Below are 12,771 nucleotides of genomic sequence, written 5' to 3'. Positions count from 1 at the left end.
GAGGGAGCCGCGCGCGGACATCCCCGGGACTACAGCGGGCAGGGGCGGGAGCAGTCCGTCGCGACACTGCCACCCTCCCGCCCGGTCCCGCCCCCGACGCCACCACGCCCCGACGGCAGGAACGATCCCCCGCCACCCGCACGGCCCACCACCGGCCGCAATGACCCGCGCCGATCGCCCGGCGCACGGCGAAGCGCTCCGGTGAGGTCCGCGATGGGATCGAGTGTGCGGCCGGGCTCCCCACCCGCGGCTCCCCGCGGGCCGTCCGGCGGGATCCGGCCCGGTCACTGGCTGGCTGCGCGTCACCGGCAAGCCCCCCGGGCGGGCCGCCGATATCCTGGGACCGAGATCGGGGGCTTTGCTCGTCCGGAAGGCAGCACGATGCGGCGTCGACACCTCATGCTCCTCGCAGCCCCCCTCCTCGCCTCCTCGGTGGCCCTCGCCCCCGCCCACGCGGCGCCGGCCGGACCCGCCGGGGCGAGCGGGGTCGAGCAGGCGGTGAAGGTCACCAAGGTCGAAGTGGTCACCCTGCTGAAGTCGGGGGAGGCCGTCGAGTGCAACGGCACTCCCGTGGCCATGGCCTTCGACGGAAAGGTCACGGCGAGCGGGCCGGGCACGGTCCGCTACCACTGGACCGTGAACACCAGCCGCGCCCGGCTCTCCCCGGGATCCTTCACCTTCGGCGCGGGCACCTCCACCAAGGTCGTCCTTCAGGTCGTCGACATGCCGGCGCCCAGGAACGCCAGGGCGGTGACCGGCTACGTCACGCTCCACCTGCCGGACCAGAAGAAGAGCGTCCGCAGCGAGCAGGTGACGTTCCCCTGCAAGAAGTGAGCCCGGCACCGACTGCGGCGTCGAAGCGCACAGCGGACTGTGCGGCCGCACGGGCCCGGAGAATTTCTACGTGATCGCGAAACCGATACTGATGGCGTTCGCGCTCAGGTAAGCGATAGTCGTCAGCACGGCCACGACATTGTTGACTCGTCGCACCGAGGGGCCTCTTTGGTGATCGGACCACCTCCAGACGATGTAGGTGGTGCAGCCCACGGCGATCAGCGTGTAAAGCAGGGTGGTCAACTGGATCTGGTCGACCAGGGTCACTCCGAAGAGGATCCCTGCCAGGCTCGAGGAGCGCATGTTCACCACGACACTGAAGAGTGACGCGCCGAGAATTCCGTACCGCGCCCCGATGATGGACATGAGTTCTTTCGACCAGATCCAGTAGGAGATGAAAGAGATGAGGAAAGCGACGTAGGCCGGCCAGGACTCTCTGACGAAGCCTGCCACGTCATCCCTGGCGAGCTTGAGGCTGATGAAGAACTGGCTGTACCGGCTGTTCTTCCCGTGCGCGATCCTCGGGTCCCCGAAAGAGGTCTGATAGGTGTGCGTCACCACCCGCGCATCGAAGTCCTTGATCTTGAACCCGCCGATGCTGATCTTGTGATCATACCCGGAGTTCGCGATGTCGGGAACGTAGATGAACTGGGAGGAGTTGAACTCCGAGTCCTCGATCAGGATCTGGATGCCCTGCTTGTCGAACGGATACTCGCTGAGGTCGAAATGCTGCCGGAAGGTGCCGGACACCTTCACCTGGGACCAGTATTCGCCACCGACCTTCTCCACCGACCGGTCGCTCTGGGTCACACGCGTGGCGTTGACGAATTCCAGGCGCTTGGTGGCGTCGAGATCAGCACTCGGACACACGCTCCAGAGCCAGAAGTCCGCATCGATGGTCCGCGGTGAAACCTCCAGCCCGTACAGGTCCGTGATGTAGGCCCCGATGCGACAGGTGGACACAGCCGCCGCCCGGGGGGCGTAAATTCCCGAAACCGCCATCAACGCGACGATGTACAGCAACAGAACGGCAGGCTTCCGGCACATCGGAGTCCCGATGTGATTGCTGCGGTTCCGGCAGGAAAGCGATTGGCGCGAGAACGGCCAGTCACTCTTCCCCATGAACCCAAACTACCGGAGCGATCCGAAGCTTTTCCGCGGTCACACAGCCTCGGGGCCCATGTTCACCCGATTGCACACAGCCACCCTGCTGGGGCTTACCACGGGACGGTTTCGCCGTGGCGGTCCAGGAACTGCAGGCCTGGCGCCCCCGCCCGGGCCTCGAGGACGTCGACGACTGCCGGGATGCTCTCCTCGGGCGTGAGGGGCGCGTCGGGTCCTCCGAGCGCGGTTCGGTTGTGGCCGGGGTCGATGAGCAGTTTGGTGTGCCGGTCGTCGGCATGACGGGTGGCGTAGCTACGCATCAGCTGGTTGAGCGCGGCCTTGCTGGCCTTGTAGAGCTCGTAGCCGTCCTCGGTGTTGAGCGTGATGCTGCCCTGCTCGGAGGACATGACGGCGACGGTTCCGCCGGCTGCGACGAGCGTGCGCAGGACCTCGAGGGCTTTCAACGGGCTGAGCGCGTTGGTGATCATGACCTCGGTGAACATGTCGGCGGAGACCTGATCGATCGGCAGGTTGCCGCGGTCGATCGCGGCGTTGACGAAGAGCAGGTCGAGTCGCCGGCCGGTCAAGCGCTCGCGCAGAGAGACCAGTTGTTCGGCGTCCGTCATCTCCAGCCGTTCGAACGTCAGCCGTCCTTTCCCGATATCGGCGCCGGCCTGTAGCTCGCCGCCGGTCCGGCGCGTGGTGGCCGTGACGTGCCAGCCGCGTCGGGCGAGTTCCTGTGCGAGGACGAGCCCCAGTCCTCGGGATGCGCCGATGACGAGGGCCTGGCGGTTGGGCGCAGTGGACACGTTTCCCCCTTCGTTGCGGTGGAGTCAAATTAGACGCGACGTTGCGTCTAGTCAATACGGCCGCCAGGTATCGTGTCGCGCATGCCCGTCACCAGCCCCGAGACCCCCAGGCCGCGCTCCGGCAACCGGCGCGACGAGGCCGCACGCCTGGCCGTGCTCCACGCCGCAGACGATCTGCTCGTCGAACACGGCTTCCGCGCCCTCACCATCGAAGCCATCGCGCGCCGCGCCGGCGTCGCCAAACAGACGATCTACCGCTGGTGGCCCTCGAAGAGCGAGATCCTCCTCGACACCCTCATCGAGGACAGCGGCAAGCGCCTACCCGTCCCGACGGACACGGCCACCGCACGGAGCATCCGCGACTACCTGCGCGACTTCGCGCACTTCCTCACCCATGACCCCGCCGGCAAGGTCCTGCTCGCACTCATCGCCGAGGCGCAGCACGACCCCGGCACGGCCGCACGCTTCCACGAGCGCTTCCTCGGCCCGCGCCGCGAGCAGGAACGCGCCATGCTCACACGCGCATTCGACGCCGGCCAGATCGCACCCCCACTCGGCCCCGACGCCACGATCGACGTCCTCCTCGGCCCGATCGTCTACCACGCCCTGACCGGAACGAGCATCCCGCACACCCTCGTCGACACCCTCGTCGACGAGCTGCTCAAACCCGGCCCGAACTGAGCGGTCCGGTGGCGCGGCAGCGGGTGGTCATCCTCGTGGCAGCGCCTTGCGCAGCCTTGTGTCGAGCTCCTTGGCGAGCTGTGCGTCGGACGGCGGGTCGTCGCCCTGGAGACGGGCCAGTTCGGCCGCGAAGGTCCGGGTGAAGGCACCGTAGAGGGGGGTCCGTGGCCGCTGGACGGCGTTCTCCAGTGCGGGCAGCAGGGTGTCGCGCGCGTAGCCGGGACGGCCGTGCGCGTCCCGCGGCATCCGGTCGGTACGCTCGCCCGTCGGGGCGGCGGTGGGCTGGCCGGGCGGCCTCGCCGTCTTGCAGGTCAGCTGGTCGTCCGCGTACGCGGAGAGCCGGGTGGCCGCGAAACCCGCGTCGAGCAAGCAGCGTTCGCTCTCCTTGCCGGTCAGGAACTCGACGAGCTGCCGGGCTGCGGCGCTCCGCTGCGACCCCCGGGCCACGGCCAGGTTCTGGCCGCCCAGCACCGCTCTGCCGGGCAGCGGGGCCACGCCGAGCTGCTCCTCGGAAAGGGACTGGTGGAGGGTCCGGTAGGCGTACGGCCAGTGGCGCAGGAAGGCTGTGTGGCCGGCCGTGAAGTCGGTGAGGGTGTCCGCCTCGTCGGAGTGGACGGCGTCCGGCAGGGTGTAGGCGGCCTGGGTGCGGTTGCGCAGCTCGTCCAGCCCGGTCTTCAGGGCGTCCACGGAACCGGCGTAACGGCCGTCCCCGTCGGTGAGGGCGAAGTCGTCGGTGGCGGAGGCGAAGGCCTCGACGCCGTTGACGGTCAGGCCTTCGTAGGACGCGTCGAGCTGCGCCGTCCAGCCCTTCCGGTAGGCGTCGGGCAGCTTCCTGCCCGCGCCGTCGAGGGCGCCGATCAGCTGCTGGACCACGGGCCAGCGGGTGCCCTTGCCGAGGTCGGGGGCCGTGATTCCCGCGCTCTTCAGATAGTCGCGGCGGTAGAAGAGCAGCCCGACGTCGCTGTTGAAGGGTACGGCGTACACCGTGTCCTTCCAACGGGCGGTGGCGGCGACGGACTTGACGACGTCGGCGTCGACCAGCGCGTCGGGGAGCGGCTGGACGAGACCCGCGGCGGCGAACTCCGGCACCCAGGTCACGTCGAGGTTGACCACGTCGTACTCGGCGCTGCCGGACTGCAGTGCCCCGAGCAGCTGGCTCCGCTGCTGGTCCGCCGAGCCGGGCAGCTCGACCAGGCGGGCCCGGTAGCCGGAGCCCTTGCGCTCCTGCTCTCCGTTCCACGCCTCGATCAGCTGCTGGCGGATGCCTCCCCTGCCGGTCACGTCCCGGCCGCTGGCCAGCACGATCTCGCCCGGAGCGTCGGCCGCACCCCCCGGTCCGGCCTGCCCGCCGGCCGGTCCGCCGGGTCGGTCGCCCCCGCCGTCGCATCCGGCGGTGAGCAGCAGTGCGAGGAGCACCACGGTGGACGCGACGCCCCGTCGTGGGCCGTTCCTCATCCTTCGCCCCCCGTTCCGGTCCTGGCGACCTCGTCCCTCAGCCGGGCGCCGAGGTCGGATCTGGTGTCCAGACAGCGGCCGCCGCTCGCCTCGGAGACGGCGGCGTCCGGTTTGCCCTTGTCGCAGCCGCCGCTGTCCAGCGAGGCCATGACCACCGGGATCTTCTTCTCCCGTGCGGACGCGAGCAGGACGTCCAGTCGGCCGCCCTCGGTCAGGCGGTCGTTGTCCTCGTCGTCCGTGATGTAGACGATCAACTGCGGATGGTGGTCGTCGGGGCCGCGCCGCGCCATGTCGTCGAGGGCTGCGACCAGCGCCTGGTACGGGTCGGCTTCGCGGTCCTTGACCTTGGCCGTGGCGTCGACGGTGCGGCGGGCCTGCTCGCGCTCGTGCGTCCCGAACGACAGCACCTCGCTGTACGCCCGGCCGGCGCCCGGCTCGGTCGCCACGCCCCAGACGCCGTACTCGTCGCGTTCACCGAGCCCGGCGAGGGACTGCCCGATGATGCCGGGCGCCCCGCCGGGCCCCTCCCACAGGGCTCCCATCGATCCGGAGGAATCCAGCAGGAAGAGGACCCGTCCGGGCCCGTTCGCTTCCCGGTAGTCCTTCAGCGCCTTGGTCATCGCGGACGGGAGGACGGTGCCGGTGAGCTGCCCGGGGTTCTCCAGTGCGCCGAAGTCGCTGAAGACGATGCCGCTGCCCAGGGGCCGGCGGCTGCCCGACGGGCTCCGGAATCCGTCCCTCCCGAATACGGCGAGGCCGCCCCGGACCCCCGGCGCCGACGTCTGTTCCCCCTTCCGAACGGCAGCCCCGTTCCCGGCCGTCTGCCCGGTCAGCCAGTCGTGGAAGCGCTCCGCGGCATCGTTGCGCGCCTCCTCGTCCCGACCCGCACCCCGCCAGCGCACCCGTACGAACGTCGGGCTCATGCCGGGGACGTCGGCAGGGTACGCGGCCATCCGCCGCACCCGGGTCATGCTGTCGCAGCCGGTTCCGGTGTGGAGCAGGAACTCCGGCAGCAGGGCGGCGGTCCGCCCGTCCGCGTCGTCGTCGGGCAGGGTGCACAGCAGGTCCGCACCGGTGCGGGAGGGCGGCCCGGTCTGGGCCACGCTGCGTTCGGCGGCGGCCGGGTCCGGCCGTCCCGTGCCGTACAGGCCGACGGTCGCGAGCAGGCCGGCGTCGGTGTACTCCGGGTCCGTACGCCGTATGTCGGCGCGGTTCTTCAGCGCGGCGGTCAGGGCCGCGAGGCTGCCCACCCGCTCGGAGACCGCCTCCGCCGCCAGGTTCTGCGGAACCGCGAGCACGAGCGGCGAGTACGCGAACGGCTCCGGGTCGGGCCCCAGCTCGACGTAGGTCCGCTCGGTGGTGGCGGGGCGGGCGCGGTCCACGTCCGCGGATACCGCCGGGATCCAGATGTCCGGCTGGGGGCCGATGTCCCGCTGCGGATTGTCGTCGCCCGCCGGCCGCTGCCAGGGGTCGGACTGACGGCTGAACGCGGCGACGGCCGCGGCGGCTCCGGCGCTGTAGACGGTGATGCCGCTGCGCCTGCACGCGCCGTCCGTCATGTTCTCCTGCGACGTCAGGTACGCCTCCGCCGCCCTGCGGACGGTCGGTTCGAGCTCGGGGTCGGTGAGCAGCCGGAGTTCGAGCGGAGGCTTGCAGGGGGCGCCGTTCCCGCCGTCGAGGACGGCGAGGCCGCCGATGACGAGGCCGGCGATGGCCGAGGGCACGCCGACGACGGCTGCCAGTCTCCGCCCGGTGAAGGGCCCGAGCCTGCGGCGGCTCGGCCGTATGCACGTGTTGCGTCGGCGGAGCCTCCTGAGCCGGCGGGGTTTGCCGAGCCCGCCGAGCCGGCGTTCGAGGAGCCAGCCGAGCCGGCTGGGCGTGCGGCCTGGGGCGCGGGTTCCGGCGGGCCGCGGGCCGCCCGCGGCTGCTGCCGACTGCGGGGAGGTGGCCCCGTCGCCGACCCCGTACGGGCCGCCGAGGGGCCTCGGCGGGGGTGCGTCCGGTACCTGCGGGGAAGGGGCGGCGAGCAGTACGCCGGCGCCGGACGCCGAGCGGCTCTGCGGCTCCCACGGCTCGGGGGGCTCGCGCAGCGTCCTGTAGTGCGCGGACATGTGGTCCCTGAGCCGGTCGGCGAGTTCGTCGAAGCCGACCTCGCCGCCCTGCCCGTGCAGGCCGTCGCGCAGGACGCGGACCAACTGCCCGGTGAACGGCGTGGGCGTGTCGTCGTCGCCGGCGTCGATGCGGTTGTTGGCCTGCACGCTCATCAGCAGGGAGGTCCGGTGACGTTGCGCGGAGTCGAGCGCGTCCCAGGCCGACGAGGCGTTGCCCGCGTAGCAGCAGTCGAGGATGACGACCACCTGCTCCGCCCTCGTGCGGGAGAGCACGGTGAGGACGCTCTTCCAGGGCACCGCACCGAGGAACACGGACTCGGCGCCCGGGACAATGGTCGCCCGCCCCATCAGCAGCCAGAGCTCGTCACCCGTGCTGGGCACCGCTCCGTGGCCGGAGAAGTAGAGCAGGAGCAGCCCTTCGGCCGCGTCGACCGCGGCGCCCAGGCAGCGGTCGAACTCGTCCACGGTGCGCGGTCGGGCGACGGTGATCCCGTCCTCGGCGAACACCCCGCCCTCGCGGAGCGACGTCTCCAGCCCGGCCAGGTTGAGCTCCACCGCCTTGAGGTCGCCGGGCACGCCGGTGGAGTGCTCGGGCTGTGTGAAGGCGTATTCGGGTACTCCGACGATCAGCGCCCGGTTCACCTTCCCCCGGGGGTCGAAGCGCGCCACCGGCTATCTCCCGTCGCCGTCGGGCACGACCTCGACCTCCGGGGGTTCGCCGCGTTCCACGGCACGGCGGTTCTCCCGCCACGCGCGCACCCCGCTCTTCGCCTGCTCGTAGACCTCGTCGAACAGCTTGGGTGCGGCTGCTCCGACCAGCACCAGCACGATCTCCAGCCCGGCCCCCATCGGGTTGGCGGTGCCGTCCACCGTCCCCGCCCGTTCCCGGATCTCCAGGCAGCCGGCGTCCCTCAGTGCTTCGAGCTTGTGCTCCCGCTCCAGCCACGCCTTCAGCGCCCCGATGTCGCTCTCGCTCGCACCCTGAGTCAGACGTACGCGGACAGCGGTATTCGCCATAGCCTCCCCCTCAGCCACAACGTGCCATGATGGCATGCGGGTTGTGCGCGCGGGGAGCATTCGGCGGCGAAAGGGCCGGGCCCCGGTCCCGGGTGACGGGGCGGACTCCTCCGCCTCGGGCGGCCGTTCCACCCTCGGCGAGCGCGCGCCCCGTGTCGACGGTGCCGAGCGGGCGCCTGCCGCTGCCCTTTCCTGCGGCGGTGCCGCACGTTCGAGGTGGCGTTTTAGGGGGCGGAACAGGGGTCGGAACCTGTGGTCCGCGGGTCGGCGAGCGGGAAACATGAGTGGCGGCTTTTGCCGAACCTGCCCGAGAAACATAGGAGTTGATTATGCGACACCGTATTTCGGCCACTCTGGCCCTTGGGGCCGCCCTCGCCATCGCCCCCATGGCGACCGCCTCGGCCACCACCACCCCGACCACCGTCACCGCCGATCAGTGCTTCAAGAACGGCGGCTTCTTCGGCGGCTACAACAGCGACGCCAAGGCGTTCTGCACGCGCGGCGTGTACGACGGCATCCCGTTCGACAAGGACCCGAACCAGGGCTGGTGCCCGGATGGCCAGCACATCGCCTTCCGCTACCTGCAGGGCCTGTTCTGCGTACCCAACGTGCCCACCGTCAAGGGCTGACCCGCAGCGAGCGCGAAGAGCGTGAACTGACGGCCCCGCAGTGGCCCGGCCGGCTACTGCGGGGCTTTCTGCGTCTCCCGTCGATGCGAGAATGGAGGACGACGGCAGATCTCATGATCAGGATGCCGCGGCGGAAAGACTTCCGCCGGACATCCAGATGCGTGACATCACATCGGCCAAAGCCGGATATCGGGCGGCTTCGCAGATCATTTCCGAGAGGACGAGCATGCCGTGTGCGGTCCATTTCGGATCGCAGTTCCGGTGCAGCGAGACCACCGCATTACCCAGCGGTTGGCGCCCCAGGAAGATCCCCAAACGCCGCACGGCGGCGGCCGTCTCCAGGTCGGAGCGGCCTCCGGCGAACGGCAGGACTTCGGCCCGGCGGATCCCCGGCGGCACGTCGGAGTCCCGCACATGGCGCACGCACGCTTCCGGCGGGGCCTGCCCGTCCTCCAAGGTGTTGCGGAATCCGACGATGCGCATGCGGGCGTCCTGGAGGCGGAGCTCGATGTAGAGCTCGACGGACGAACCCCGGAGCTGAATGCGCAGAGGTAGGTAGGCCATTTCCTCCGGTTGTCGCGAGGCCCCGCCGAAGAAACCCTGTGCATCCTCCGCCCTCGACCGAATGGTCGAGGTCAGGAGCTGGTACTCGTCCACTGATGCGTGCGCCGGGGAGAACGACACGGGTTTCAGCATGGCGGCCCGCATCAGGGAAGGCCGCCGGGAATCGTTCCTCCCTGTAGTGGTCTGACCGCGATCGGTTCGATCCTGCTGAATTCGCGCACTGCATCCACCGCCTTCGACGTCATCCCCATACAGGGTGCGGATCGGTCCGGTCCGGTCCTTTGTAGTCGTCCTGGTGGCGGCAGGGTAAATAATTGGCCTCTGATGCTAAGAAATCGGCGCGAGATTCCGTGCGTGTCGAAGTTGCCGAAGAGGACGGACCACGACCTGCCCGCCGGGGTGCGGGCCCCACTCCACCGGACCCCCGAGCCGGCGGGGCTGGGCCGTGCCCCGCCGACGGTTCAGAGCGAGATGCCGTGGAATTCGACGTCCCAGCGGCCGGCGCACGAGGTGACGGTCACGGTGGACAGGGGAGGCACCTTGAGGTGCCAGAAGGCCGTGGCCGGAACGGACAGGACGTGCAGGATCGTGGCACGGATGACGCCCGGTTCGGTGATGGCCAGGGCGTCCTCTTCGTCCTCCGGCAGGTCTTCCAGCCACGTGGCGGTCCTGCGGCACAGCTGCCGGACGGATTCCCCTCCGTGCGGTGTGGCGTCGGGGTCCGTGAGCCATGCGCTGAAACCGTAGGGGTTGGTGGCGGCGATCTCGTCTATCCGGCAGCCGCCCCACTCTCCGTAGTCGAAATCGCGCAGGGCCGGCTCGGGTGTGGTCTTCAGTCCGAGCTCGTCGGCGGTGGTCGCGCAGCGGCTCGAGGGAGCCCGGAAGGGGGACGAGTGGAGTGTCGGGGACACACCGGCCATGCTCGCCGAGTACGGCGCCCGCGAGCCTTGGGGCCGTTCGCCGAAGATGCCGGCGGTGCTCCCCACGGCCGCACACACGAGTGTCAGGCGGACCGTCATATGGCTGCCCTCCTTCTGCGTCCGGCGCGGTGCCGGAGCGTGGCCCCCTACCGGATACCGGCCGGGCGACCGGTGTGGCGGGAGTGGTCGCGGCGTACGGGCCGTACGCCGTCGCTCCTCGACAGAGCCACCGAAGTGCGGTGTCGGTCCCGGGGAGCGCCAGCGTCCGGATACGCGCACTACACTCAGGTTCGGCGACCGTTGCCGCCCGCAACCATCCGCCGTATGTCCCGAATGCCCCCGCCGATCGGCTGGTGGGCGCCTGCTGAGCGGTGGGTCCTGGTTCTGCCGCCGGCCCTCTGCGCAAGACTCCTCGATGTGGTACGAACGGACCGTGGTCCAGATGTCGAATGGAGCACGCGTGATCCGGGTTCTCGTGGTGGACGACGAGGCGTTGATCCGCATGGGCTTCCAGCACATCCTCGACGCCGCTGAGGGGATCGAGGTCGTGGGGGCCGTTTCCGGCGGGCGGGCAGTGCAGGCGGTGCGCGAGACGGCGCCCGATCTGGTGCTCCTGGACATCCGGATGCCGGACGTGGACGGACTCACGGTCCTCGCCGAGCTGCGCCGGCTGACCGCTCCCCCGGTGGTGGCCATGCTGACGACCTTCGACATGGACGAGTACGTGGAGACGGCACTGCGCTCCGGCGCAGCCGGTTTCCTGCTCAAGGACACCGACCCGGAGGAGCTTCCGTTCCTGGTGCGCTCCCTGGCCGAGGGCGGCACGGTGCTGTCGTCGAAGGTCACGCGGACCGTGGTGGACGGCTACCTGAACGCCGGGGTGCAGGCCCCCGATACGCACCTCCTCGCACGGCTGACCACCCGGGAACGCGATGTGCTCGTGCTGATCGGCGAGGGACTGTCCAACGCCGACATCGCCAAACGGATGCACCTCGGCACCGGCACGGTGAAGGACCACGTCAGCGCCATCCTCACCAAGCTCGAGGTGGGAGGCCGTGTCCAAGCGGCCCTGCTCGCCCAGCGGGCCGGCCTCCTGGGGACGGAGACGCCATGATCAGCCGTCGTACGCCCGCGTTGCTGGACGCCGCCGTGGTGGCGGTCGCGCTGCTGGACGTCTGGGTGCACTGGGACAGTGACGAGCCGCTGCGCATGACCTGCAGCCTCGCCGCGGCCTTCGCCCTGCTCCTGCGCCGTCGCCTGCCCCTCCTGGTCTTCCTGCTCACCCTGCCCGCCGTCCTGTTCTCGGACGCCGTCTTCGCCTGCCTGGTCGCGCTGTACACCCTCGCCTCGCTCAGCCGCCACCGCATCCTCCTGGCGGCCTGCGCCCTGGCCTTCACGTTCTGTGACCTGACGTCGACGCCGTCGCTGCTCGCACCGACCCTTGACCTGACGAGGGCCGCGACGCTGATCACGCTCGGCTACACGGCGGCCACAGCGGCCGCCCCGGTCTTCCTGGGGCAGCTCGTCCAGACCCGGCGGGACCTGTCGGCACGCCTGACGGAGATCTCGGAGGCGCGCGACCACGAGCAGACGCTGACCGCCCAGGCCGTCCTGGCCAAGGAGCGTGCGCAGCTCGCGCGTGAGATGCACGACGTGGTGTCCCACCAGGTCGGCCTGATCGCGGTGCGGGCCGGTGCACTCCAGGTCGGCACGCGGGACGCGGAGGTCAAGGAAGCGGCGGCCACGATCCGGCGGCTCAGCGTCCAGACCCTGGACGAGCTGCGCCACATGGTCAGCGTGTTGCGGGCGTCCGGGGGCCAGCCCACGGAAGTCACCCCGCAGCCCTCCCTCGCCGACATCGAGCAGCTGGTCGACAGCAGCGGCATCGAGACCGAGCTGAGCTCGCAGCTCCCCGAGGGACTACCGCCGACGGTGCAGCGGGCCGTGTACCGCACCATCCAGGAAGCGCTGACCAACGCGCGCAAACACGCCCCCGGCGCCACCGCGAAGGTCGACCTGCGCCACGAGGGCGGCCGCATCCGCGTGACGGTCACCAACACCGCGCCGAGCCGGCCCGCGCTGCCGCTGCCCGGCGCCCACTACGGGCTGGTCGGCCTGAGCCAGCGCGCCGCCCTCCTCGGCGGCAGCGTCACCTCGGGACCGACGGACGACGGCGGCTACCAGCTCAGCATGGAGCTACCGGTCGAGGGCGTAGCACCGTCCGCCGGGGTCTCACGCGGTCACAGGAGGTAGCGGACGGGGGCGGCCGAGAACGCGGCCACGTCGACGTGGTGGAGCTGCAGGCCGGACGCGGGGAACGGTGACCGCTGCGGCAACCGATGACTCGGGACAGGCCGGTCCGACCTGCGCCTCGACCAGGGCCGCCCCGCAGACGCACTGGCGCACCGCGACCGCGTCGAGGACGCCCTGGCCGTCCTCCGACGGCGCACCTGAGGGCTTCGACCCCGGGCGAAGAGATTTCCGGAGGTCGGGAACTCCCCGCACACGGCGTCCGACTACTGCTGTGTGGGGGGGGGGGGGAACCGGCCCCCCCCCCCCCCAAAAAAGAAAAAAAAAAAAGGTGTGGTGGGGGGGGGGGGGGTACAAACGCGGGGTGTTGTCTCTCTGCACAGCCTGGGGGGGGAAG

The 12,771-nt window shown here is 70.5% G+C and carries 12 protein-coding genes; 5 read left to right on the top strand and 7 right to left on the bottom strand.

Annotated elements, in window-relative coordinates:
• Positions 1-381: 381 nt before the first annotated feature.
• Positions 382-834, top strand: a complete 453-nt coding sequence (locus ACZ4VL_RS28150) for a hypothetical protein (RefSeq protein WP_468205185.1) — start codon at positions 382-384, stop codon at positions 832-834.
• Between the two features lie 66 nt (positions 835-900).
• On the opposite strand, the gene ACZ4VL_RS28145 is transcribed toward ACZ4VL_RS28150, so the two are convergent.
• The gene (locus ACZ4VL_RS28145) at positions 901-1,956 is read right to left on the bottom strand and encodes a ligand-gated ion channel (protein WP_468205182.1); all 1,056 of its coding nucleotides are present in this window, start codon (positions 1,954-1,956) and stop codon (positions 901-903) included.
• Positions 1,957-2,051: 95 nt separating this feature from the next.
• The gene (locus tag ACZ4VL_RS28140; RefSeq protein ID WP_468205179.1) at positions 2,052-2,747 is read right to left on the bottom strand and encodes an SDR family NAD(P)-dependent oxidoreductase; all 696 of its coding nucleotides are present in this window, start codon (positions 2,745-2,747) and stop codon (positions 2,052-2,054) included.
• Between the two features lie 81 nt (positions 2,748-2,828).
• Here ACZ4VL_RS28140 and ACZ4VL_RS28135 point away from each other — a divergent pair, with 81 nt between their 5' ends.
• Positions 2,829-3,428, top strand: coding sequence for a TetR/AcrR family transcriptional regulator (locus ACZ4VL_RS28135; RefSeq protein ID WP_468205177.1), 600 nt, complete (start codon positions 2,829-2,831; stop codon positions 3,426-3,428).
• A 27-nt stretch (positions 3,429-3,455) separates the two neighbouring features.
• Here ACZ4VL_RS28135 and ACZ4VL_RS28130 read toward each other — a convergent pair whose 3' ends face one another.
• Genes ACZ4VL_RS28130 through ACZ4VL_RS28120 form a run of 3 tightly spaced genes read right to left on the bottom strand, consistent with a single transcriptional unit; the run spans position 3,456 to position 8,011 of the window.
• Positions 3,456-4,883, bottom strand: coding sequence for an extracellular solute-binding protein (locus ACZ4VL_RS28130; protein ID WP_468205174.1), 1,428 nt, complete (start codon positions 4,881-4,883; stop codon positions 3,456-3,458).
• A complete protein-coding gene (locus ACZ4VL_RS28125) occupies positions 4,880-7,663 on the bottom strand; it encodes a caspase family protein (RefSeq protein ID WP_468205172.1) in 2,784 nt (927 codons plus the stop codon). Before ACZ4VL_RS28125 ends, ACZ4VL_RS28130 begins: the two co-directional genes overlap by 4 nt.
• A gap of 3 nt (positions 7,664-7,666) precedes the next feature.
• Positions 7,667-8,011, bottom strand: a complete 345-nt coding sequence (locus tag ACZ4VL_RS28120; protein ID WP_468205170.1) for a hypothetical protein — start codon at positions 8,009-8,011, stop codon at positions 7,667-7,669.
• Positions 8,012-8,340: 329 nt separating this feature from the next.
• Between ACZ4VL_RS28120 and ACZ4VL_RS28115 the strand changes: the two genes are divergently transcribed.
• Positions 8,341-8,640, top strand: coding sequence for a hypothetical protein (locus ACZ4VL_RS28115; RefSeq protein WP_468205168.1), 300 nt, complete (start codon positions 8,341-8,343; stop codon positions 8,638-8,640).
• 117 nt (positions 8,641-8,757) lie between these two features.
• Here the strand turns inward: ACZ4VL_RS28115 and ACZ4VL_RS28110 are convergent, their stop codons facing one another.
• A complete protein-coding gene (locus tag ACZ4VL_RS28110; RefSeq protein WP_468205165.1) occupies positions 8,758-9,336 on the bottom strand; it encodes a ribosome-inactivating family protein in 579 nt (192 codons plus the stop codon).
• A 329-nt stretch (positions 9,337-9,665) separates the two neighbouring features.
• Positions 9,666-10,115: a histidine phosphatase family protein gene (locus ACZ4VL_RS28105; protein ID WP_468205162.1), complete on the bottom strand. Its 450-nt coding sequence runs from the start codon at positions 10,113-10,115 to the stop codon at positions 9,666-9,668.
• A gap of 469 nt (positions 10,116-10,584) precedes the next feature.
• Here ACZ4VL_RS28105 and ACZ4VL_RS28100 point away from each other — a divergent pair, with 469 nt between their 5' ends.
• Complete coding sequence (locus ACZ4VL_RS28100) at positions 10,585-11,238, top strand: response regulator (protein ID WP_468205159.1); 654 nt, start codon at positions 10,585-10,587, stop codon at positions 11,236-11,238.
• Positions 11,235-12,377 (top strand): sensor histidine kinase, encoded by a 1,143-nt coding sequence (locus tag ACZ4VL_RS28095; protein ID WP_468205156.1) that lies wholly within the window; start codon positions 11,235-11,237, stop codon positions 12,375-12,377. Before ACZ4VL_RS28100 ends, ACZ4VL_RS28095 begins: the two co-directional genes overlap by 4 nt.
• Positions 12,378-12,771: the final 394 nt, after the last annotated feature.

Source organism: Streptomyces sp. NPDC029014, from assembly GCF_055564695.1.
Note: the sequence above shows the minus strand (reverse complement) of the source record. Positions and strands in the feature narration are given on the sequence as shown.